The organism is Primorskyibacter sp. S187A, from assembly GCF_049800955.1.
GTDB lineage: Bacteria > Pseudomonadota > Alphaproteobacteria > Rhodobacterales > Rhodobacteraceae > JAKVBH01.
The window spans coordinates 62,914-86,952 of the sequence record NZ_JBNAGA010000004.1 but is presented as its reverse complement, the minus strand read 5'-3'; the positions used below and the strand labels follow the sequence as shown (position 1 = coordinate 86,952).

General features: G+C 60.4%; 18 protein-coding genes. All 18 read left to right on the top strand.

The genetic code is table 11. The features are described 5' to 3' along the window. The 18 genes from ACP15S_RS19755 to ACP15S_RS19670 all read left to right on the top strand — a co-directional run bounded on the left by ACP15S_RS19755 (window position 1) and on the right by ACP15S_RS19670 (window position 23,813). Window positions 1-1,176: an acetyl-CoA C-acyltransferase gene (locus ACP15S_RS19755; RefSeq protein ID WP_197918517.1), complete on the top strand. Its 1,176-nt coding sequence runs from the start codon at window positions 1-3 to the stop codon at window positions 1,174-1,176. Between the two features lie 13 nt (window positions 1,177-1,189). Next, window positions 1,190-2,386: an acyl-CoA dehydrogenase family protein gene (locus ACP15S_RS19750; RefSeq protein WP_055296274.1), complete on the top strand. Its 1,197-nt coding sequence runs from the start codon at window positions 1,190-1,192 to the stop codon at window positions 2,384-2,386. 10 nt (window positions 2,387-2,396) lie between these two features. Further along, complete coding sequence (locus ACP15S_RS19745; protein ID WP_055296273.1) at window positions 2,397-3,530, top strand: acyl-CoA dehydrogenase family protein; 1,134 nt, start codon at window positions 2,397-2,399, stop codon at window positions 3,528-3,530. Window positions 3,531-3,533: 3 nt separating this feature from the next. Then, window positions 3,534-3,974: a PaaI family thioesterase gene (locus tag ACP15S_RS19740; protein ID WP_055296272.1), complete on the top strand. Its 441-nt coding sequence runs from the start codon at window positions 3,534-3,536 to the stop codon at window positions 3,972-3,974. Further along, window positions 3,974-4,771 carry an oxepin-CoA hydrolase, alternative type gene (locus ACP15S_RS19735; protein WP_055296271.1) on the top strand — a complete coding sequence of 266 codons (798 nt, stop codon included), beginning with the start codon at window positions 3,974-3,976 and terminating at the stop codon, window positions 4,769-4,771. The genes ACP15S_RS19740 and ACP15S_RS19735 overlap by 1 nt, the downstream gene beginning before the upstream one ends. Continuing rightward, window positions 4,768-5,790 (top strand): NAD(P)H-dependent flavin oxidoreductase, encoded by a 1,023-nt coding sequence (locus ACP15S_RS19730; RefSeq protein WP_055296270.1) that lies wholly within the window; start codon window positions 4,768-4,770, stop codon window positions 5,788-5,790. Before ACP15S_RS19735 ends, ACP15S_RS19730 begins: the two co-directional genes overlap by 4 nt. Beyond that, window positions 5,787-7,322, top strand: coding sequence for a class I adenylate-forming enzyme family protein (locus tag ACP15S_RS19725; protein ID WP_197918514.1), 1,536 nt, complete (start codon window positions 5,787-5,789; stop codon window positions 7,320-7,322). The genes ACP15S_RS19730 and ACP15S_RS19725 overlap by 4 nt, the downstream gene beginning before the upstream one ends. 5 nt (window positions 7,323-7,327) lie before the next feature. Next, window positions 7,328-8,533 (top strand): acyl-CoA dehydrogenase, encoded by a 1,206-nt coding sequence (locus tag ACP15S_RS19720; protein ID WP_408647828.1) that lies wholly within the window; start codon window positions 7,328-7,330, stop codon window positions 8,531-8,533. Window positions 8,534-8,562: 29 nt separating this feature from the next. Further along, on the top strand, window positions 8,563-9,321 hold the full coding sequence (locus ACP15S_RS19715; protein WP_055296267.1) for an electron transfer flavoprotein subunit beta/FixA family protein: 759 nt from the start codon (window positions 8,563-8,565) through the stop codon (window positions 9,319-9,321). Then, window positions 9,321-10,247, top strand: coding sequence for an electron transfer flavoprotein subunit alpha/FixB family protein (locus tag ACP15S_RS19710; protein ID WP_055296266.1), 927 nt, complete (start codon window positions 9,321-9,323; stop codon window positions 10,245-10,247). The genes ACP15S_RS19715 and ACP15S_RS19710 overlap by 1 nt, the downstream gene beginning before the upstream one ends. Before the next feature lie 180 nt (window positions 10,248-10,427). Beyond that, window positions 10,428-11,702: a multidrug effflux MFS transporter gene (locus tag ACP15S_RS19705; protein ID WP_055296265.1), complete on the top strand. Its 1,275-nt coding sequence runs from the start codon at window positions 10,428-10,430 to the stop codon at window positions 11,700-11,702. A gap of 1,084 nt (window positions 11,703-12,786) precedes the next feature. Further along, window positions 12,787-12,993 carry a hypothetical protein gene (locus ACP15S_RS19700; protein WP_249994673.1) on the top strand — a complete coding sequence of 69 codons (207 nt, stop codon included), beginning with the start codon at window positions 12,787-12,789 and terminating at the stop codon, window positions 12,991-12,993. A gap of 64 nt (window positions 12,994-13,057) precedes the next feature. After that, window positions 13,058-13,417 carry a DUF2958 domain-containing protein gene (locus ACP15S_RS19695; RefSeq protein WP_227364339.1) on the top strand — a complete coding sequence of 120 codons (360 nt, stop codon included), beginning with the start codon at window positions 13,058-13,060 and terminating at the stop codon, window positions 13,415-13,417. Then, window positions 13,414-13,641: a hypothetical protein gene (locus ACP15S_RS19690; RefSeq protein WP_425041368.1), complete on the top strand. Its 228-nt coding sequence runs from the start codon at window positions 13,414-13,416 to the stop codon at window positions 13,639-13,641. The genes ACP15S_RS19695 and ACP15S_RS19690 overlap by 4 nt, the downstream gene beginning before the upstream one ends. Before the next feature lie 340 nt (window positions 13,642-13,981). Continuing rightward, complete coding sequence (locus ACP15S_RS19685; protein ID WP_425041367.1) at window positions 13,982-14,566, top strand: helix-turn-helix domain-containing protein; 585 nt, start codon at window positions 13,982-13,984, stop codon at window positions 14,564-14,566. Next, complete coding sequence (locus ACP15S_RS19680) at window positions 14,559-16,466, top strand: relaxase/mobilization nuclease domain-containing protein (protein WP_425041366.1); 1,908 nt, start codon at window positions 14,559-14,561, stop codon at window positions 16,464-16,466. Before ACP15S_RS19685 ends, ACP15S_RS19680 begins: the two co-directional genes overlap by 8 nt. Next, complete coding sequence (locus ACP15S_RS19675) at window positions 16,466-18,382, top strand: type IV secretory system conjugative DNA transfer family protein (RefSeq protein ID WP_425041365.1); 1,917 nt, start codon at window positions 16,466-16,468, stop codon at window positions 18,380-18,382. Before ACP15S_RS19680 ends, ACP15S_RS19675 begins: the two co-directional genes overlap by 1 nt. A 295-nt stretch (window positions 18,383-18,677) precedes the next feature. Continuing rightward, a complete protein-coding gene (locus ACP15S_RS19670; RefSeq protein ID WP_425041364.1) occupies window positions 18,678-23,813 on the top strand; it encodes a hypothetical protein in 5,136 nt (1,711 codons plus the stop codon). Window positions 23,814-24,039 lie beyond the last annotated feature (226 nt).

The following is a 24,039-nucleotide window of genomic DNA, read 5'->3' as shown; positions in this document are numbered from 1 at the left end:
ATGTCCAAAGCCGTTATCGTATCCATCGCCCGCACACCGATCGGAAAGGCCGGGCGTGGCGCGTTCAATATCACCCATGGCGCGACAATGGGTGGACACGCCGCGGCAGAGGCCGTCAAGCGCGCCGGGATCGACCCGGCCCTGATCGAAGACAGCATCTGGGGCTGCGGCTATCCGGAATACGTCACCGGCGGCAATATCGCACGCCAGATCGTGATCCGCGCGGGCCTGCCGGTCAGCATCGCGGGCACCACCGTCAACCGGTTCTGCGCCAGCGGGCTGCAGGCGGTCGCTATGGGCGCCCACATGATCGACAGCGAAGGCGCAAAGGCGGTGCTGGTCGGTGGCGTTGAAAGCATTTCGATGGTGCAACCCCCGGTGCGTCATTCACGCGAAACGTGGATCGAAAGCCACAAGCCCGACCTCTACCTGCCGATGATCGAAACCGCCGATATCGTCGCCAAACGCTACAATGTCAGTCGCGAGGCGCAGGACGAACTCGGCTTGCAAAGCCAACAACGCACGGCGGCGGCGCAGGACGCCGGACGGTTTGATCAGGAGCTTACCCCGATCACTGTCACCATGGCGAAGAAAGACAAGGAAACCGGCGAGGTTTCGGAGGTCGAAATCACCATCTCACAGGACGAATGCAACCGCCCTTCGACCACGTTGGAGGGGTTGCAAAAACTTGACCCGGTGCGCGGCCCTGATCAATTCATCACCGCCGGGAACGCATCGCAGCTCAGCGATGGCGCGGCGGCGCTGGTGATGATGGACGAGAAAGAGGCGGAGCGACTTGGCATAACCCCGCTTGGTGCCTTCCGCGGCCTCGCCGTTGCCGGATGCGAGCCGGACGAGATGGGCATCGGCCCGGTCTTCGCCGTCCCCCGTTTGCTGGAACGGCAGGGGCTGAAAGTCGATGATATCGACCTCTGGGAACTGAACGAAGCCTTTGCGAGCCAGGCGATCTACTGTCGGGATACGCTCGGCATCGACAATGACATCTGCAACGTCGATGGCGGCTCCATCGCGGTTGGGCACCCGTTCGGCATGACCGGCGCGCGGATGACCGGGCATCTGATGGCCGAGGGCGGTCGCCGTGGCGCGAAACTGGGCGTCGCGACGATGTGCATCGGTGGCGGCCAGGGTGCCGCCGGTCTGTTTGAAATCTACTGAATAGGAACGCGCAATGGATCTGAACTACACGGATGAACAGAAGGCGTTTCGCGACGAGGTGCGCAGCTTTCTGGCCGAAAAACTTCCCTCCCGACTGTCCGACAAGGTGAAGCGCGGTCAGACCCTTACCAAGGCGGATCACGAGAAATGGCACGCGATCCTCAATGAAAAGGGTTGGCTTGCAGGGAACTGGCCTAAGAAATTCGGCGGCGCAGGCTGGAACGCGGTCGAGCGGCATATCTTCGAGGACGAGATGACCAAGGCCTCCGCGCCGCGCATCTTGCCCTTCGGTCTCGCGATGCTCGGCCCGGTGTTGCAGCAATTCGGCTCGAAGGAGCAGCAGGAACACTACCTGCCGCGCATCCTCAATGGCGACGACTGGTGGTGCCAGGGATATTCCGAACCCGGCGCGGGTTCAGATCTGGCGTCTGTCCGCACAACGGCGGAACGCAATGACGACCACTATATCGTCAACGGTCAGAAGACCTGGACGACGCTGGGCCAGCACGCCAACATGATTTTCTGCCTTGTGCGCACCTCGAAAGAGGGCAAGCCGCAGGAAGGCATTTCCTTCCTTCTGATCGACATGGACAGCCCCGGCATCAAGGTTCGCCCGATCATCCTGATCGACGGCGAACCTGAAGTGAACGAGGTCTTTTTCGACGATGTGAAGGTTCCCGTCGAAAACCTGGTGGGTGAGGAAAACAAGGGGTGGACCTATGCCAAGTACCTGCTGACCCACGAGCGCACCAATATTGCGGGTGTCGGCTTTGCCAACGCTGGACTTGAGAACCTGAAGCGCATTGCCCGAGCCGAACAGGCCAGCGGTCGCCCGCTGATCGAGAACCCCCATTTCGCGGCGCGTATCGCGCGGCTCGAAATCGACCTGATGGCGATGTCCACTACCAACCTGCGCGTTGTCTCGAAGGCCGCGGCAGGGCAGGCGCCTGGCGCCGAAAGTTCGATGCTGAAAATCAAGGGCACGATCATCCGTCAGGAAATCAACGCGCTGACCCGTTCCGCCGTTGGCCCCTACGCGATGCCCTTCGCCTCCGAAGCGCTGGAGGACGGCAGCAACCAGCAACCCGTCGGCCCCGATTACGCCGCTTCAGCCACCGCGCAATATCTGAACAACCGCAAGCTGTCGATTTATGGCGGATCGAATGAGGTCCAGCGCACAATCATCAGCAAGGCCATTCTGGAACTGTAAGGGACAGAACATGAATTTTGAACTGACAGAAGAACGCCAGATGTTGCAGGACGGCCTGCGCCGTTTCCTGCGGGACACCTACACCCCTGCCTTGAGGGCCGAACTTACAGAGGCCGAAAGCGGATTTTCTGCCGATGTCTGGAACGGGCTTGCGGAAATGGGTGTCATCGGCGCGCTGTTTTCCGAAGACGACGGCGGTTTCGCCGGGGCCGGGTTCGATATCGCGCTGGTGTTCGAGGAACTGGGCCGCGTCGGCGCGGTCGATCCCCTGCTGGACACTGCCATCCTTGGCGGTGGGCTGATCGCCGCGCTTGGTAACGACGATCAGAAGCAGATGATCGCAGACACCATCGCAGGCACGACCCAGCTAGCCTTTGCCCACAGCGAGCCGTCCAGCCGCTATGACATGTCGCGTGTCGAAACCAATGCGACCCGTGACGGTGACAGCCATGTGCTGAACGGGCGTAAGTCCGTCGTGGTCAATGCCCCGGCGGCGGACCACATCCTGGTCAGCGCCCGGTCCAGCGGCGATGCAGCGGCCAAATCCGGCATCAGCCTGTTCCTTGTTCCGGCCGACGCCCCTGCCATGTCGTTGCGCAGCTACCCGCTTGTCTCCGGCGGGCGCGCAGCCGAGGTCCTGCTGGAAGACGTCAAGCTTGGCGCCGACGCCCTGATCGGCCCCGAAGGTGCGGCGTATGACGAAATCACCCGCATTCACGCCCGCGCCACGCTTGCCATCAGCGCCGAGGCACTTGGCCTGATGGAGAGCATCCGGGAGCTGACGACAGATTACCTGAAGACCCGCAAGCAATTCGGCAAACCCATCGGCAAGTTCCAGGCGCTGCAGCACCGGATGGCCGACGTTCTGATCGAAATCGAACAGGCGCGGTCCGCTGTCATCAACCTGGCAGGGCACGTCGACGAACCAACGGACATTCGCGATAAGCATGTCAGCGCAACCAAGAACCTGATCGGCAATGTCGCGAAACTCGTTGCCGAAGAGAGCATTCAGATGCACGGCGGCATCGGCATGACCGACGAGTACGAGTTGGGGCATCTCGCAAAACGGCTGATCATGGTCGATCACCGCTTTGGTGACGCGATCCATCATCTTGAACGCTTTATCGCGCTGGCAGTGGCTTGAACTATGGTGCCCGGCGATCTGATCGAAAACGAAACCGGCGCGCAGCGCCTGATGGGTTATGTCCTTGACGTGGGGCAACCGGACATGCGCGCACGTTGTACCTTGTCGATGACGGATCTGCATCTCAACCGACACGGTGTCCTGCACGGCGGCATCGCCGCGACAATGCTGGACAGCGCGATGGGAGCGACCGCCAGCCTGTCGGTCGACCCATGCGGCCGCGCACCATTCCTCACCATCTCGCTTTCGACCCAGTTCATCGCCCCGGCAACCGGCCAATCGGAATTGATCGCAACCGGTCAGATTGTCGGCGGTGGCCGCGCACTGGTGTTCGCCAAAGGGGAATTGCGCGACGGATCGGATTGGCTCATCGCCACGGCAACGGGTGTGTTCAAACGCGTGCCGCCGGACCAGTTGACCGTACCGAAGAGGGGTGGTCAGTGATGCAACAGCTTGCCCGTTGCGAAGATCATGGCGACCGCCTGATCGTCGTCAATTCGAACACTAGAAAGCGCAACGCCTTGTCGCCGGAACTATATCGCGTATTGGTCGATTCAATGGACCTTGCGACGAGAGAGCCTCGCATCACCTCGGTCATCCTGCGCAGCGAAGGCGGCTATTTCTGCGCCGGTGGCGATCTTGGTCAGCTGGCGACCCGCCGGGACATGCCCCGAGATCAGCGTGTCGCCCGCATTGAAGAACTGCATGACGTGATCCGCGCGGTGATGAACTGCCCGAAACCGGTGATCGCCGCCGTCGAAGGAGGCGCGGCTGGTGCCGGGGTCTCGCTTGCCTTTGCCTGTGACATGATCGTGGCCGACCGGGATGCGACTTTCACCGTCGCCTATGTCAAGGCGGGACTTGTCCCCGACGGTGGCCTGACCAGCACATTGGCCGCCCATCTGCCGCGCGAGCTGTTGATGCGCATGGCGCTGCTCGGGGAGCCGATGACGGCGGAACGCCTTTTCGGTCTCGGCGCAATCTCGCAGATCGAACCGGCGAGCAACGTGCTGCCGGCGGCACTTGCGCTGGCCGGCCGGTTGGGCGCTGGACCAACGCACGCGCAAGGCCGCATCAAAGCGCTAGTCAACAGCGCACATACGTCATCCCGGTTGGATCAGATGAATGCTGAACGCGATTCGATGGCTGATGCCATTGCTGCCGCCGAAGCCGCCGAAGGCATCGCCGCATTCCTCGAAAAGCGCCGTCCGGACTTTGCCAAAGCACGAGCCTCCAAATGACAGATCCGACCTTCAAAACCGCTGTTACACGTACATTTGGGTGCCGCCTGCCCATCGTCGCGGGTGGTCTGATGTGGCTTTCAAATGCGCCCTATGTCGCTGCCGGCGCCAATGCGGGCATCATGTCCTTCATCACGGCGGCCAGCTTTCCCGACCCAAACGACCTGCGCGCGGAGATCGCGAAATGTCGGGAACTTTGCGGTGATCGCACGTTTGGTGTCAACGTGTCCATGCTGCCCAAACTGGTCGAAGGTGAGAGGATCGCGGACACTTTCCGCCTGATCGCAGATGAGGGCGTGCGTTTTGTCGAAACCTCGGGCCGCAATCCCGAGGCCTTCCTGCCGATCCTCAACGACGCGGGCATCAAAGTGCTGCACAAGGTTCCAAGCGTGCGCTACGCCGTGAAGGCGCAGGAGGTTGGGGTCGACATGGTCTCCATCGTCGGTGCGGAATGCGGCGGCCATCCCGGGCTCGATCTGATCGGCAGCATGGTCAACCAAGCGCTCGCCGAGCGTCGGCTCGACATCCCTTTCCTGATTGGCGGTGGCATCGGTGCCGGCAGTCAGATCGTCTCGGCCTTGGCCTCCGGCGCTTCGGGTGTCGTGATCGGCACGCGTTTTCTGGTGTCCGAAGAAATCTCGGCGCACCCGCAGTACAAGCAGGCCCTGGTGACGGCCAATGAACGTGACACGACATTGACGATGAGCAGCGTGCGCAACACCATCCGCACCCTCACCAACGAAACGACGGAGATCGTACGGCAGCTTGAGGTTGATAACCCCGATGTCGGCATTGCCGAATTGATGCCTTATGTGTCTGGCGCAATTGGCCGCAAGGCTTATGAGACCGGCGATGTGTCGCGCGGGATGTTGTCCGCAGGGCAGGCTCTGGGCCTAACCAACGGCATCGCCCCGCTGGCAGACATTGTCGCCCAGCTGGAACAAGAGGCAGGTGTCGCCCTGGCGCGCCTGCGTCCCCAACCCCTTGCAACGCAACGCCCAGAGGTGCTGGTGTCATGACCGAATACAGCTTCCGGATACATCATCTTGTCGAGGACAGCGCGCGTGCCTATCCCGATGCGATTGCGCTGATAGATGGCAGCGGCCATCAGGTCACATATACCGAATACCAGGCCGCGATCACCGAAGCTGCAGCCCTGTTGCAAAACCGGGGCGTGCAGCCAGGCGACCGCGTCGCGATTGTGGCAGAAAACTGCATCACCACTGCCGCTTTCATCTTTGCCGCTAGCACCGTCGGGGCCTATGCGCTGCCAATCAATGCACGGATGACCGCAGCCGAAATTGCCCGCGTGATGACCCATGCAACGCCGTGCGTTACCGTTTTCACGACCGAAGCGTCCAAGGAAGCGGCGGCACATGCTGCGACCGCAAACGCGGGCACGCAGGAAACATCTTTTGGAAGTTTCGCCATCGCCGTCACGGGGACCAGCGCACCGGAACAGGTCGCAGACGGCCCGGACGAAACCGCCGTTCTTCTCTACACGACCGGCACGACGGGCGATCCCAAGGGCGTGATGCTGACCCATACCAACCTGCGCTATGCGGGCTGGGCCTCGACCGAGTTGCGCGGCATGAGACAGGACGACAGGATTTACGGCGTGCTGCCGTTGACCCATGTTTTCGGGCTTGCATCCATGCTGATGGCCGCCAGCGGTATCGGCGCAACCATCCAGCTTGAACCCCGGTTCCGTCCTGATGCGCTTTATGCGGCACTGATGGACAAGGCGACCATCCTTCCGGCAGTGCCGCAAATGCACGCGCTGCTTATGCAATACGCCAGGGATCAGGGGCTTTCGCGCCTGGAAAACAGCAATCTGCGCTATGTTTCCTCCGGAGCCGCCCCGCTGGACCCGGCATGGAAACGCAAGGCCGAGGCCTTTTATGGTCTGCCCCTGCAAAACGGCTATGGCATGACGGAAAGCACTGCAGGTGTCTGCGGTACTCGCAATTCCATCGGTTCACCCGATATCAGCGCGGGCTTTCCGTTGCCTGAGACCGAAATCCGGCTTGACGCTTCGGTAAGTGCCGCAGGCGATCCCGATGCTGGTGAAATTCTCGTGCGCGGGCCGCAGGTCATGAAGGGGTATTTCCGAAATCCGGCGGAAACCGCCCGCACGATTGATGCAGACGGATGGCTTCGAACCGGTGATCTAGGAAAGATCGACGAGGTCGGCAATCTGCACGTTGTCGGGCGTTGCAAGGAACTCATCATTCGCGGTGGGTTCAACGTCTACCCGCCCGAGGTCGAGGCCGCGCTGAACGACCATCCCGATGTGATTCAGTCAGCGGTGATAGGCAATGTCACGGACGGCGACGAGGAAATCCTTGCATTCGTTCAATGCGCAGATCCGGCGACGCTGGACCAGGACGCGCTTGCCGCTTTTGTCGCCAAGCGGCTCACGGGCTACAAGCGCCCTTCCCGCATCATCCTGACAACCGAACTTCCGGCCGCCCCGACTGGCAAGATACTGAAACAAAAGCTGGCTTCCGTTTTCGCGGAACAGCTGGCCCAACCCGCAACAAAGGAATGACTGAGATGGCAAAAGACATGAACGGCCCCGGCCTCGGCCCCTTCGATTGGGCTGACGCGTTCCGAATCGAGGACCAGCTGGATCAGGATGAGCGCATGCTGCGCGACGCAGCCCACGACTTTGCCCAGGACCGGCTGCAACCCCGCGTAATGAAGGCCTATAGCGAGGAAAGTGACGACCCCGGCGTATTCCGCGAAATGGGCGAGGCGGGCCTGCTTGGCGTCACCATTCCCGAAGAATACGGCGGGTTGGGTGCGTCTTACGTCACCTACGGGCTGATCGCGCGCGAAATTGAACGGGTGGACAGTGGCTATCGCTCGATGATGTCAGTGCAATCGTCGCTGGTCATGTACCCGATCTACGCCTACGGGTCGGAAGAACAGCGCAAGAAGTACCTGCCAAAGCTGGTATCGGGCGAATATATCGGCTGTTTCGGCCTGACTGAACCTGATGCGGGTTCGGACCCGGCCGGGATGAAAACCACCGCCAGAAAAACGGCCGAAGGTTATGTCCTCAATGGCTCCAAAATGTGGATCTCCAACTCCCCCTTCGCGGATGTATTCGTTGTCTGGGCCAAATCCGACGCTCATGGCGGCAAGATCCGCGGGTTCGTCCTTGAGAAGGGGATGGAGGGCCTGTCCGCGCCGAAAATTGGTGGCAAGCTTTCCCTACGGGCATCGACAACGGGCGAAATTGTGATGAAGGACGTGGCCGTCGGCGAGGATGCCCTTTTGCCCGGTGTCGAAGGTCTGAAAGGCCCGTTTGGTTGCCTTAATCGCGCGCGATACGGCATCGCCTGGGGCGTGTTGGGGGCGGCAGAATACTGTTTTCATGCCGCGCGACAATACGGTCTTGACCGCAAGCAGTTCAACAAACCGCTGGCCCAGACACAGCTTTTCCAGAAGAAGCTTGCCGATATGCAAACGGATATTTCGTTTGGATTGCAGGCCGCGCTGCGTGTCGGTCGATTGATGGATGAGGGCCGCGCCGCGCCCGAAATGATCTCACTGATCAAGCGCAACAACTGCGGCAAGGCGCTCGATATAGCGCGCCACGCCCGCGACATGCATGGCGGCAACGGTATATCCGAAGAATTTCACGTCATTCGGCACATGCTGAACCTTGAAACCGTGAACACCTATGAAGGCACCCACGATGTCCACGCGCTGATCCTCGGGCGCGCAATCACCGGCCTTCAGGCGTTTTATTAATTCCAAACAACAACTCGGAGACCATGCCAATGAAGGTGCTCGTACCTGTCAAACGCGTGATCGACTATAACGTGAAAGTCCGTGTCAAAGCGGATGGCAGCAGTGTCGATCTCGCCAATGTCAAAATGTCGATGAACCCCTTCGACGAAATCGCCGTCGAAGAGGCGATCCGCCTGAAGGAAGCTGGAAAGGCTGAAGAGGTCGTTGCGGTCTCCATCGGTGTCAAGCAGGCCCAGGAAACCCTGCGGACCGCGCTTGCAATGGGTGCGGATCGGGCGATCCTTGTGGTGGCTGCCGATGACGTGCACACCGACATCGAACCGCTGGCGGTGGCCAAGATCCTCGCCAAGGTTGTCGAGGAAGAGCAGCCGGACCTCGTTCTCTGCGGCAAGCAGGCGATCGACAACGACATGAACGCCACCGGCCAGATGCTGTCGGCGCTGCTCGGCTGGTCGCAGGCAACCTTTGCCTCCGAGGTCGACATCGAGGGCGACAACGCCAAGGTCACCCGCGAGGTTGATGGCGGGTTGCAGACGATCTCGGTCAAGATGCCGACCATCGTGACCGTGGACCTGCGCCTGAACGAGCCGCGCTACGCGAGCTTGCCGAACATCATGAAGGCAAAGAAAAAGCCGCTGGACGAGAAAACCGCCGCCGATTACGGCGTCGATGTCTCGCCGCGCCTGTCGATCGTATCGACCACTGAACCCGAGGCCCGCAAGGCCGGCGAAATCGTCGGCTCCGTGGATGAGCTGGTCGCGAAACTCAAAGAAGCGGGGGCTGTGTAATGGCTGTTCTTCTTCTCGCAGAAGTCACCGGTGGTGAATTGGCGCTCGACGCAACCGCAAAGGCCGTGACGGCTGCTGCGAAACTCGGTGATGTGACCGCGCTTTGCGCAGGCGCCTCGGCTTCGGCCGCAGGCGAAGCTGCCGCCAAGATCGACGGCGTGTCGAAGGTGCTGGTCGCCGAAGACGCCTCGCTGGGCCACCGCCTGGCGGAATCGACCGCGGCGCTGATCGTTTCGCTGGCGGGTGACTATGACCACATCGTTGCCCCGGCCACCACCGACGCCAAGAACGTGATGCCCCGGGTTGCGGCGCTTCTCGACGTGATGGTGATCTCCGACGCCTCCGGCGTGGTTGATGCCGACACGTTTGAACGCCCGATCTACGCTGGCAACGCGATCCAGACGGTGAAATCCTCGGACGCGAAAAAGGTTGTGACCTTCCGGACTTCGACCTTCGACGCCGCTGGTGAAGTTGGCGCAGCCCCGGTTGAAACCGTTTCCGCCGCGGCTGATCCGGGCCTGTCGAGCTGGGTTGAGGACAAGGTTGCCGAAAGCGATCGTCCGGAACTCACCTCCGCCGGTGTGGTTGTCTCCGGTGGTCGTGGGGTCGGTTCGGAAGAGGACTTCAAGATCATCGAAGCGCTGGCTGACAAGCTTGGTGCAGCCGTTGGCGCGTCGCGTGCGGCGGTCGACTCCGGCTATGCACCGAACGACTGGCAGGTGGGTCAGACCGGCAAGGTTGTTGCCCCGGACCTTTATGTTGCGGTTGGTATCTCCGGCGCGATCCAGCACCTTGCTGGCATGAAGGATTCGAAGATCATCGTTGCGATCAACAAGGACGAAGAGGCGCCGATCTTCCAGGTTGCCGACTACGGACTGGTCGCCGACCTCTTCGACGCCGTGCCGGAACTGAACGAAAAACTGTGACAATCGCGCGGCGGTGAGGGAATCCCCGTTCTCTCTGGTCGGGATCCCGGACGTTTTTCAAGTCCGGTCACGCGGTTGGGCATTGCTAATGGGAGAGAGGCCAGCGGGCCAAGTGGCCCGCTGGCCCGATCCGGTGCATGTAGCTGCCGGCACGGGCGGCATCGCAGAACTGGAGACGATATGAACAGACCCACCGAATTCGTATCGGTGCCGCTAATGACCGCGCAGCGGGTCAGCCTGATCGGCGGGTTGATGGTCGCGATTGGTCCGATTGCCATGGCGCTCTATACGCCGGCGATGCCGGGCGTGGTTGCAGCGTACGAGTCCACCAATAGCATCGTGAAACTGACCCTGACGCTCTATTTCGCAGGTTTCGCTATTTCCCAGCTGGTCGCGGGGCCGTTATCGGATGCGATCGGGCGCCGTCCGGTGACGGTGATCTTCGCGGCGATTTTCTGCGCAGCGTCGCTGGGCGCGCTGCTGGCGCCGACAATCGAGACGCTGACCTTTGCCCGCTTCGCCCAAGGGGTTGGCGCGTCTGCCGGGGTGGCGATCTCGCGCGCTATCGTACGCGATTGTTTCCAGGGCGACGAATCGTCCAGCATCATGAACATGATCGGAATCATTCTTGCGGTCGGCCCGGCGGTTTCGCCGACGATTGGCGGGTTGCTCGTGCTGCATGTTGGGTGGAAATCGGTGTTCGCGGTGATGATCCTCTTCGGCCTTGCTGTTGCGCTGGTCGCGCAGGTCGCGATGCGCGAAACCCTGCCTGCGCCGCAACCGCTGCGGCTGGCGGCCCTGGGCAGGTCTTACCTTCGGCTCCTTGGCAACCGGAATTTCATGACGGCGAGCCTGACGGTTGCGGGCTCGGTCGGGGCAATCTATGCGCAGGCGACACTGTTGCCCTTCATCTTGATGGGGCAGATCGGCCTGAGCCCCAGCAGCTTCGGCCTGGCGATGCTGTTACAATCGGGGCTGTTCTTCTCGGGCGCACTGGTGGCACGATCTGTCATGAAACGAACCAGCGCATACCGGCTGGTCTGGCCCGGGCTGGGTGCCATCGCCCTGGGGGCGTTGTTCATCTTCTTGCTTCTCTGGGCGGATGACCCGAAAACCTTCCGGGTGATGGTCCCGGTGGGCATCTACGCCTTCGGTATCGCCTTCGTGATGCCGGCAATGTCCACCGCCGCACTGGCGCCCTTCCCCCGGATCGCCGGGGCGGCAGCAGCGCTGATGGGATTCCTGCAAATGGGTGCAGGGGTGTTGGTTGGCACAATCGGCGCATTTTTTGCGGATACGCTGGTCGCGTTCGCGGTGCTGATCCCCACCATGGCTGTGGTGGCCTGCATAAGCTACGCGATCTACCGTCTGAACCCGCATCTGGCCAAACCGGAACCGCGCGAAAACGTGATTGGCGCTGCTCCACCAGGGCGAACATTCCTGCGAGAGGAGTGAGGATACAAGACACCACACACCTTCTTACGGACTCTTGGCCCCAAGACAAACTGGTGGCGGTGGTACTATGCAATATACTCGATACAAAGTTGATTCATGATCCTGCTCCTCCTGCAGTGAAGTGGTCCTCAGCTAACTTTAGAAAAACGGAGGATACAGATGCCGGATGCCTCGACAATTTCGGGATCGGGGCGCGGACGGCGATCAAGGGTGTCGCCGATCGCATAGAACTGATCGCCCGAGATGGTGCCGCAGATGCAGCCATTGGCGCGAAACTGTTGTTGGTCACTCGCAACTGGTCCGGCAAATTGATACGCGCGCTACGAAATACTAAGGACTATGAGTCCGAGTTAAAGTCGCGTTCGCCACCAGTTCTTGGACCGGCTATCAAATGATGAAGGTCGCCTTTGGCCCGCGACCCGGTTAATGCCGATCAATACTTCGCGGCACTTGGCAAGAATGGCTGCACTACACGATGCGCAGCGGCGTTACTGCGCGCCGCATGAACGGCAGTCTTGCACGCCGTGAAGCGGCACCAATCGTCACGCTCTCGCAGCAACTTTCGTGCTGCATGCGCGCGCAGCGAGAATTTGAGAGGTCTCCTGAGGGCTCAAACCAGCCGTAAGCTGCATGTCCGACAAAGGTCCGCTTGCAGTTTTGGTGGTGTCGGCGGCTTACTGACATCCAAAAGGACTTGCCACCATCAGATTTTGAATCGTGGCCTAATCTACAGCGTCTAGCTGCACCCTTAGAAAATGAGCAGCAGCGTTCTGCATGCTGCTCTACCTGGGCTTTGCCTCGCGGCCTGTCGTTTAGCTCCGATGCATCTTCGCTAGCGCCTCTACCGTACCTGGAGTCAGGTGTACCGTGCCAAGATGACGAGCTGTCGATCTCCTCGCGTTTTCTTCCGAATGCAATCTCCGGAACCTGGCCCGGCTGACGGTCGCGCGCGCGGCTTGCTCTCTTCAAGCAGAACTTTCCCCTGTCCGCTGACGCGGCCATTCCTCGCGCAGCAAAGTTCCGCCTGACAGCCTGTCCGGACGGTCCCGGTCTCTTCTTGCATCGAAAACGAGAGGAGATCGACATGACCCGCTACTACACCGTCACCACACCCGACGAAGGAAAGGACGGTAAGACCCGTTTCCACAAGATCGGCGTTGCCTTCCCCCAGAAGCCCGACGCGAAATCCTTCCTCACCATCCAGCTCTTCGCCACGCCTGTGACCGGCCAGCTCGTTCTCTTCGAGCCGAAGCCAGACGGGCAGGGCGATGCCCCGGACCTCGTCGAATGAGCTGTCCTCCGGGACGGTGTCTGCCGTCCCGGCCTTTTTCACACCGACATCCAGGAGAAACCTTATGGACCTTCTGCCACAATCCATCCTCGACCAGCTCGCTGCGAACGGGCGCACCAACCAGGACCGCATTGAAGCAGGCGAAGACACCCTCGACTTCGAACCTGTCGTGAAACTCTTCACCCCCGATGCCGGGGCGACCTGGCTGCTTTCCGAAACCGATCCGGAAGACCCGGATATCGCGCACGGCCTCTGCGACCTGGGGCTTGGCTTTCCCGAGATCGGTTCAGTACGCCTCAGCGAAATTCGAGCCGTCCGCGGTCGTCTAGGATTGCCCGTCGAACGGGATCTGCACTTCAAGGCAGATGGCACCCTCAGCGCCTATGCCGAGCGCGCCCGCAAAGCCGGAGGGATCGTCGCATGAGCACCAATATCCGCAGAGATCACGTCAGCGCCTTCGAGGCGCTGACATCCGGTCGTTTCGAAAACTTCGCGCTCTTCTCCTGTTTCGTGGACGGAGCGCCGGCCTCGGCTATCGTCGCCGTAACAGCACCTGAAGACGCAGGCGGCGAATATGTCATCACGCCGCTCTTCGTCAGCGTGACCGACACGATAGTGGTCACTGACCACGGGGGAAGACCGGCCTGACATTGTCTTGCGGGCCGCTCCGGTGACCCGCCAAGCATCAGCGCGACACGCCGGACTTTTTCCTGAATAGACGAGTGTCGCCAGCAATTCTTCTTCCCGCAGTGGTCCCGCATCGATGGCGCCTCGGTGCGGTTGCTTTGCTCTTGGGCTCAGCGTGAGTGCGGGCTTCGGGCCGTGCTAGACTGATCTCGACGACTCGGCAGTATTTTGCGCAGTGACACGACGTGCAAAAAGACAAATTGCGCAGATTCACGCATTGATGTATTCCTGAGGATGAAATGAGAGGGACGTTGGCAGGATATGCCAAATGTCTGCGACTTTTGTCCGAGGGGTCTGAGACGTGAAACCGGGACGCCCAAAACGCCTAAAGCTCGAAGAGCGGATCGAACTCGCGCGGCGCTATCTTGCCGGGGAAACGCCGAGGGTATTGGCGGAGGCCTACGGTGTGTCGCGGCGACACGTGACCCGGCTCGCGAAGGAGGAGCGGGGCGACGGGCAGGAGGTCCGGGACCCTTCGGTCGCGGTGAGTTTCCGCGCGGCGACCTCTGAGATGGCCGCCTTCGATGCGGCTTGGCAGGCCCGCGGCTTTACAAGCCGCAGCCAGGCCTTGCAGGCGGTTGTGCGGGCGCGGTGTGGGCTGCTTGATCTGATGCGAGACGATCTCCGGGCGTTCTCGGAGACGTTGCAGCAGGCACAAGACGTTGCAGACAGCGGCCGTGTTCTGGCGAAGGCGGTGCAACGCGGAAAGCTGACGCTGTCCCCGGAGAACCGTGCAACGCTTGTCGCGCTGCATGATCTCGCGCAGCGCACCTATCGCGATCTGGCCGCGCTGAAAGCGTCGGCCTGTCAGCGCCGGGGCGTGGGGTGGGACGCGGCGGATCCCGAGGCGCCAGACGTGCATGAGGAGTTGGTGGACCATGTCTGAGCTGCTCGCCCTCTATCACGCCGTAATGGGCAAGCTCTGGGAGACGGAGCGCATCCAGGGTCAGCGTCAGGCGCGCATAGACGCGCGGCTGGCAGGGCGGCGGCAAGGTCGCAGTTACCAGCGCGTGGGCCGGGCCTCGGCGCGCAATCTGATGAAGTCAGTTATGCCGGAGAGCCGCGCCGCGGTGTTCAAGCGGATCAGGGCAGGGGGGTGCAAGACGAAGCGGAGCCTTGGCAACCAGCTGTCTTATGTGAACGACAAGGCGGTCTACACCTACGCGACGATGACCAACCCGCTGACGGCTGAGGCCGTGCTGACCGAGGCGCAGAAGGCGGAGATCGTGGAGGCCTGGGCGCAATCCTGGCGGGGCACGACGAAGCTCGGGTTTACCTCGCATATGCTGCTGTCGTTCCCGACCGACGTCACGGTGGATCAGGTGCGAGAGATCACACTCGACTGGGCCGAGCATTTCTTCGAAAGCGGGGATTACGGCGATCAGTGGGATTACGTGCTCTCGGTGCATGATGACCGGGCGCACAAGCACGCCCATATCCTGCTGAACAACCGGGGCCTCACAAAAGGCACCTGGTTCTCCTGCTGGGCGGAGGGCGTTATGTCGCCCCAGCTGATGCGGGAAAAGCAGGCGGAGATCGCCGAACGCTACGGTGTCATACTAGAGGCCACGACCCGTCTCGAGCGTGGCATCTTCGAGAAGGCCCCCGGTATCGCAGAAATCTACCGGGCAAAGGACGAGGCGCGCCTGCCGCGCGAGATTACACTGTCGCCCGAAGAGCGGGCCATTGCCAAGGCGCAGGTGACAGGGTTTGCCAAGGACTACCGCAACCTGGCCGATGTGCTGGATCGCATGGATCAGAAACACCTGGCCTACGCGATGCGCCGCATGGCGGCCTCAATCGGCTCGGACACGCCCTACAGATTCACCGCAGGAGAGATCGATATGGAGACCATTCGTACGGTCGGTGAGGCCATCGACTATGCCGAGAAAACCATCGAAGCGCTAAGGCTCAAGGCAGAAGAACTTGATGCCACCGAGCGCCCGGGATTTGAAACCAAGGCGGCGGGTGTCGTTCGTGATCTCTCGCAGATGGTGCCGGACCCTGATTTGCGCGCCCGGTTCGGGCGCGACTTGACCGAACCCTATCCGCCAGGAGCCGGAGACGGGCGCTTGAGTGCTGCGCTCTCATCGGGCAAGGACCCTGTCCTCGAGGCCCTGACGGTGGACGCCGCAAGGGCCGGTCTCGATCCGCAAGAGATGGCTGCCCGGATCGAAGCCGGTGGGACGACGAACTACGGGCTTGCTCAGGATTGGGTGGACCGCGACATGGCGGCGGTTCTGGCCAAGGATGGCATCGATCTCGCTCAGGCCAGCGACGATCAACAAGATCGCGCGTTGGAAACAGTCGATCGGTTCATGGACCGATTGCTGGAGCGCGCGAAGGAGCTCGGCATAGCGACGGGTCTGTCACGCGCATCGGACGATTTGCAGGTGATCGATGACGAGGACCGTGGGCCAAACCCGTATCTGCAGGACCTCGCAGACATGCTGCGTGACGGCACCCTTTCAGAAGCTCAGGAAGAGACCGTCGAACGCACGCTGAAGGCCGAACTCTTCAAGGAGCTGGGCGAGGAGGGACTTGGGGAGCTGCGGCGCGGCAATTACGAGGTGCTGGCAGAGGTGCTTCCCAACCGGATCGATCAGATCACGGTCACGCAGGAATTCCTCGAGCTGACCTATGAGGAGACCGGTGATCAGGTCTTTACCGACCGTGCCGCCGCCTTGCAGCAGGACAAGGTCGAGGCATTGGCCCGCGACACCCATCTCGAGATGCAGAGGGGCAGGGGGCTATCGCGCGATCTCGACGATGAGATCAGCTTCTGATGAGCACCCGGCTTCCTCTCTGGGCTGCCGTGCCAGTGGGTACCCTCTGCGGAACCGCCCTCGGCACTATCGCGGCGAGCTTCTATCTCGCACTGGCGTTGAGAACGGGGTTTGCCGAGTTTGACATGTTTGCCGTCTGGACGGCGAGCGCGGGTCTGCGCGCCGCGCATCCCGAGGCGTTCAAGGTTGCGTTCGGCGCCGTTGGCTTCGGGGCCATTGGACTGGCGGTTCTGGCCTTCAGCTGGACCTGGGCCCAGGACCGGGATGATTACGGGTCCGCACATTGGCAGACCAGACGTGAACTCAAGGCGAACGGCATGCTCCAGACACCGGGATCCGGGTTTGTCTGTGGCAAGCTGGGAAAGCCCGCGTCAAAGGCGCCCTACATCTCTGCGAGCGATATCCCGCATGTGATGATGGTGGCCCCGACCCGGGCCGGCAAGGGCGTGGGCTTCGTGATCCCGAACCTTTTGTCTTTCGCAGGTTCGGTCGTGGTTCTGGATGTGAAAGGCGAGAATTTCGAGAAGACGGCAAGGCTGAGGGCGCTCAACGGCGATGAGGTCTTTCGCTTCAGCCCGTTCGATTGGGCGAACAGTTCGCATCGCTACAACCCGCTTGCGCGGATCGCGGCCGCCCCCAGTTTCGCCCAGCAGTTCACAGAAGTCTCGATCCTGGCGGACCTCTTCCTCGACAAAGACAACAAGACACTCGACACCTTCTCCGAGGCAGGCAAATCGATATTCGTCGCCGCCTGCCTTCTGGCGATCCAACGCGGCAGGCCGACCCTGGGCGAGGTCAACAAGATCGTCACCGGTGGGGATTACAAGAATGCACAGTACAGTGCCTATGCGGACGAGGCGAAGGAAGCGACGGTGCGCGAGCTTTGGATCAATGCGGCCAGCGCGTCGTCGCGGCTGCTGACGTCCAACATCCAGGCTTTGATGACGGCCGGTCTGAAGCAGTGGGACAACCCGGCGGTCCGTACGGCAACCGATGCAAGCGACTTCGAGTTCGCGAACTTCAGGAAAAAACCGCACGCGCTCTACATCGTGGTGTCGGAAGATCACATCGCGACGCTGGCACCGCTCCTGCGGCTCATGTTCGCGGATCTCATTGCTAGTTTGCGGCAGAACGAGCCGGGTCCCGACGAGCCGTGGCCGGTCATGATGATGATCGACGAGTTCCAGCAAATGGGCGCGATGCCTTATCTCGAGCGGGCGATCCATTCGCTCGCCGCCTATGGCGGGCGCGTCGCGATGATTGCGCAGTCGTTGGCCTCGCTCGATCGCATCTACGGACCCGAGGGGCGCGAAAGCCTTGAGAACGGGGCAGGGCTCAAGCTCTACATAACGCCTCGCGACCAGCGTACCGTTCGCGAGGTCTCGGCGGCCGTCGGCAGCACTACCCGGGAAGCGGTGACCCGCATGTATGGTCGAAATAAGGGCATCCTGGGTGCGACCTCAACGACTTCACGTCTGGAGGAACGTCCACTCCTCTCCGAGACCGAGGCGCGCACCATGGATCCTGATGAGGTGATCATCCTGGCCTCACCGCAGCACCCGATCCGCGCACAGCGCATCAAGTATTTCGAGGATTCCTTTTTCATCAAACTGGCGGATCGCCAGGCGGGCCGCGACTTCCCCTATCCCCCACGTGTCGACGGAGTGGGGCCCTGGTTCGAAGAACCGAAACCCGCTCCTTCGACATTGCAACCTGCCTCTGTCGAATCTACTGCAACAAGCGAGCGTGCACGCCGACGGCAATCGCGATCCATGCAGACGCAAATCAATGAAACCACTGCAGGTGAGCTGCGTCCGGAAATCTTGGATCGGGAGGACCCGGTCCCAGAAAAGTGGGAGCAAGTCTTCCGCGAGCAAGGTGACTTCATCGACGAACTGCTCGGGGATGGTCAGTAGGCGGGGGCGGGAAGCCGTCATTCGCTGCATGGGCAAAGCATGAGGAGTCATTTGCCACGAAGCGGACATTCAATAAGGAATTTAAGTCTGTACTTGATCGAGCAATATGACGCTTGAGGTTGGGAGCCTCAAAGCATTGAATGTCTGCGTCTCGGACAGCAATATGCCGCGAAGCTCATGAATTCGGACCCTTCCAAGGGTCACCACATTGACCCATAGAAAGTAATCGAATTAGGCCTGTGTTTCCGCTATCGATTTGGCACATTTCAGCAAAGATCCATAGACGACCGACGCAATGAGCCAGATTCCGGAGGGATGCTTGAACCAGGAACAGAAAGGCTCCAGTCCAGTCGGTCGCGGAGGCGCAGGAACCTATATTGAGGGCGAGCTTGGCGCCTATTATCTCCTGCAGATGCTTGCGGGCAGCGAAGCGCGCGGTCTTCCCAATGCCCGGATTGAGCAGGTACAACTGCAAGGGGAAAATGAAGGCTATGCGCTTGACGACCTGATTATCCATGGCGTGTCGGACAAGGGCACAGCGATCCTCGAGATCCAGTCCAAAAGAACCATCCGCTTTTCGCCCAAAGACCCTATCTTTATAGGCGTCTGCGAACAGGTTGTGCGCAGCAATCCCGCTCAAAAGCCGACGGACCGCCATTTACTGGCGGTTGCGACCCAGCGGACCAGCTATTCTATCTCCGGCCCTTATCAGGACGTGCTCGAATGGGCGCGCAGAGCGGAAAGCGGCGTGCAATTCTTCGCGCGGTTAGCTCTCCCGGGCGTCGCCAGCGAGGGGATGCGCACTTTCACCGAGGCGTTCCGGAAGCATCTTGTGGCTCAAGGCGTAGCGGACGACGACGAAGCCATCTGGGACATTCTTCGGCGGTTCATGATACTCGAGTTCGATTTCGAGTCTTCTGCACCTGAGGCAAGGGCCCATGCTTTGACCTTTGCTCGCCAAGTTCTCGCGCCTGAGGATGTGATACGCGCTGAAGCGCTTTGGAGCAATCTCATCGAGATCGTTCTTGAGACCGGCAAAGCTGGCGGCTCGATCTCGCGCCAGTCTCTCATCGAGCGACTAACGGTGCGGGGCTTCCACCTCGCTGGCGACCAGAATTTCGCGCTGGCCCGCGCCAAACTGGCGGAAATGTCGCGCCACGCACTGATGGAGATCGGGACTACGGTCGGAGGCGTTAATCTCCCCCGCCTGAGCGCGCTTGCCGATCTCGAGAAAGCGCGCGACGAGCATCGTTTTGTTGAGATCACCGGCAAACCGGGCGTAGGCAAATCTTGGGTCTTGAGACATCTTGCTGAGCGGATAGGCCGCGAGGGCCATGTCATTGTCCTTGATCCCGTAGGCACGCCAGATGGCGGATGGTCGGCGCTCGCGCAACGTCTCGAAGTTTCCGGGACCGCAAAGGATTTCTTGTGGGACCTTGCGGCAAGTGGCGGCGGGGTCCTATTCATCGACGGCCTCGAGATGTTCACGTCCGTCGAGCGCCGCCGTACAGTGAATGACCTGCTGCGCGAGATTACAGATGTCCCAGGCTTTTCCGTGGTCATGTCAAAGCGGCCCGATGTCGGCGCCGAAGACACTGCTTGGGTGGCAGAGGACGCGCTCGCGAAGCTGGGTAAGCCCTGCCAAGTGGTCGTGGACGAACTGAACGACGATGAGGTTGCAGCTCTGAGCACTGCCGCCCCAGAACTGCACGCACTGCTGTCACCGGACCATCCGGCCGCGAGCATTGCGCGCAATCTCTATCGATTGGCTCAATTGCTCAAGGTCCCGAGATCGGCCGAAATTCGAACTGAAGCAGCGCTTGCCGATCGTTGGTGGAAGAGTGCTGATGGCGCAAAGCCAGATGATGTTCGCCCGGCACAACGGCTTTTGGCCGAGCTCGCAGAAGCGGCTCTGGCAGGGCAGGACTTGATCAAAGCGCCGACGGACACGCCGGCACGAGCACACCTACTGCGTAGCCTGACGCTGTCCGAACCGAGGCGCGACCGTCTCAGCTTTTACCATGATGTGCTGCGCGACTGGGCGATCGGCGCGCGCCTCAACGAAGACATCATGTTGCTCGACAGAATCGATCTTTCGGTGCCGCCATCGCCTCGGGTGTCGCGTGGCATCGAGTTTGCCGGACGCTTCGCGCTCGAACAGGGACCGGATGGCTCGAACTGGATAGCCCTCCTTGGGGCCCTCTCGCGACCAGGCGCCCATGATGCATGGCGTCGCCAAGCTCTCATGGCGATAGTACGATCCGAGTTGTCGTCGCAGCTTCTGAACCGCTGCCGCGCCGCATTGCTTTCCGACGGGGGCAAACTGCTCGTCGAGATCTGTACCGCCATCGTCGCGACGGAAACGATCTCGGCCGCATCCGCAATCAAGCAGATCGCCGCGAAGGGCCTTGAGCTTCCTGTCGAGGCACCAGGCTCACTGCGCATCGCCACGACGCTATCGGCGCCCACGGTTCTCACGTGGTGCGCTGTGAAAGCCAGCGAAATTCCAGTGCAAGCGATAGCTGCTGTTCTGAAGCTCGTCGAAGTCCAGTTTCTAACATTGATGAGCATTCCTGAACTCGGGCAACTTACCGCAAAGATGCTGTTTGGGTGGCTTATGCAGCTTGACCTGCGTGCATCCAGCGTCACGATTCCGGGTGCTCAGGATACGCCATGGACAGAACGTTCAAGCCGCGCGACGATGATCGAGGATCTTCGAACCATGGCGCTTCTTATGGCGTCATACGCGCCGGAAGACACGAAGGCCTATTTGACCGCGATCGCGAAAGAGAACGATCACTACAAGGTCAAGGCAATTCGGCTGTTCAGCAAGGCCTTGGCCAGCGTCGCGCCGAACGAGCTAGCGGCGCTTATCACGTCCAGTCTTATTGAACAGCCGCGTCGAGACCGATCACGACGGGATTCCCTGAACGGCGCGTTCGGCTTTGCGGATACCGACTACATGCCGGTGTCGCCAGCGCAGCCTCCTTTTCTCGACTTGCTCGATGCGGACCCCGAGATCGGACTCGGCCTAATCCGAACACTCGTTGAGGCGGCGGTCGCGCACCGCGCGGACGGCGTGAAGGCAGGAACGGACGGCTTTACGATCGTCTTCGACGGGAAGCCGCGATTCTTTCCGTGGGTGCAGACCTATTACTGGTCACGCTCGAGCCAAGCGCAGGAATACTCTGCGTCTTCTGGACTAATGGCACTCGAAGCTTGGTCACAAGAGCGCCTCGACAGAGGTGAGGATGTTGACGCGGTTCTTCGGGACATCGTTGGACCGGAAGGTAGCTGCGCCGCCTATCTGCTGATCGGTCTCGACGTGCTGCTATCGCATTGGCCGATGACGCGCGACGCGCTTGTCCCGTTTGTGGCTAACCCGGACCTGCTTGCCAACGATCGCACCCGTTTGACGTTGGAGAGTCTTGGAGGGACGATGATGCTGCAGAAGGAGCCCAAAGGCCGCGTCATGCTTGCCGATCTTGCAAAGCGCCAATCGCGCTCCATCTCGCTCGAGCGACTTATCCCCTATTACATCGGCGAGGATGACTCCGGGCAGAAGGTGCGCTCCTTGTTGGCTGAGGAAGTCAAAAAAGCCGGGTCGTATAGTGACGACGCGAATTTCGGCGATCCCGCGTTCATGGGATCCTATGCACTCAATATGCTCAACCGGGCGAACTGGGTGGAGGTCGAAGAAGGCCTCGCCTACAAGTCGCCACCGGATGAGGCCGAGCATCTCGAACGCCTCGAGGCCCGCCGACAGGTGCATGAGCGCTCCAGCACGATTGAGGTGAGAATTCAGCTGGCTATCAGCGATCCAGCGAAAGGTTCGCCGGATTTGGCGCGCGAGGCCGTCGAATACGCTGCCGGCGAACTGCCTGACTTTAGCGATACAGATCATCTCAAGTCACGATCGACGCGGTTGATTTCGACGGCCATGCTTGTTGCGCGGGACGGTTTGGATACTCTCCTTGACGAGCATGAGGACTGGGTTCGGACCGTGATTGCCACCGCCTTGGCGGAAGAGGTCGACCGCTACGGCTCGAAAGAACGGCTGGACTACAATCGCCCGGCGCAGGGAATATGCACTCTAATCCATCTTTGGTATCGAAGACGGCGGATCGAGGACCGCGACCAGCTACTGAGAACCGTCGCTCGACAAGACCAGGCCGCCGTCGTTTCTATGGCGGCAGCACACGCGAGCATAAGAGATGCTGAGCCGAGACTGATCAAAGCTGCAATCCGTATCGCTTTCACCTGCTGCCGTTGGCGTTGGAATCCTTATGACGAGGACGCCTCTACTCAAGAGGCTTACGAGGAGGAGAAAGCAGGGAAGGACGCTGATGCGGTTGAAGCCGAGATCGCTTGGCTCAATGGCGGGCCCGAGCCGTCTTGGCCAGAGCTTCCGGAAGAGACACCGGCATTTTCCCGTCGGCCGCGTGCAATTGGCTCACTGACCGGTGAACAAATTAACCTCGAAAGTGATGGCCCATCCCAGAGGCGTAGTTCGAGGGAGGCGGTCGTTCACGCTAATGATCAAGAGCTTTCACGATGGTTGAGTCTGCTCAATGTTGAAGGAAGCGCTCGGCCCGGCTGGTACCTTGAGATCATTGAAACATACGCGCCATGGTCAGCACGAATGAATGGTCACGGCTATTCCGCTGATGCTGAGCTCAGTCAGACACCAAGCGATTGGAACAATCAGTTCTATGCCTTGTTAGCAACCGCTTTGATGGACTGGGAGGAGGATCAGTTCTTATCGCTTCTTCTGCCGATAGTTGAGCTACCTGATCGGTCATTCTGCGATGTTGCTGAAACGGTCATACATGCCGCTGATGTTCACTATTTCAATGAGCCGGACAGGCCGTCAGTTCGGGCGTCGGCTTTGCGGCAGAAGATGGTTGCGCGTGCGATTGAGCTAAATCGATGGTCTTGGGATCGTCGCCGGGGAGAACTCGGGATCGATATAGAAACCGGTCCATTGATCGGCATGCTGCTTATGAACCTCCACAGCCCGTTTTCTGGAACAAAGACTTATCTTGTTCCGGCTGTGTTTGACCGAGTTGATCCAATTCTTGAAACGCTACGCCCGATGATGTCAGGCGGTCCTACCGCTTTCGTCGCGCTTTGCACGATGAACACCCTAAATGTTGCTCCGACTGCACGACATCTCGATTTCCTGTTGAACGCGCTCGAAACTTGGCTCGAAGTAACGGACGGCGACCGCTCGATGTGGCATGAGCTCGGTATCGGTCGCAAAGTCACGGAATGGTTGAATAAGGCGGCGGTCGATGATCCGTCTTTGTATAGCAGTTCTCACTCTTCACGCAGCCGGATCGATGCCATCTTAGGGCGCCTTGTCAGCTTGGGTGTGTCAGAAGCTCATGAGCTAGAGCTAAGGATCCAAGCGGAAGCGAAAAACCGGTAAGCTAGCAGACCATCTATCGCGCCGCTGCAAGCGCTATCCCTTTCGTATCCATACACGAGCTTTGGTCTCAGTCTTCCATTCGCGTGGGATCCTCCAAAATGGCGGCACTCAACATCTTGTGGTCTGCATGTGCCCCCATGTCAGATCATGCTAGAAACGTCGCCATGTTTTCATTATGTTCTGGTATACTGTGGACTCGGAAAGGTTCTGGCATGAGCGAAAGCAA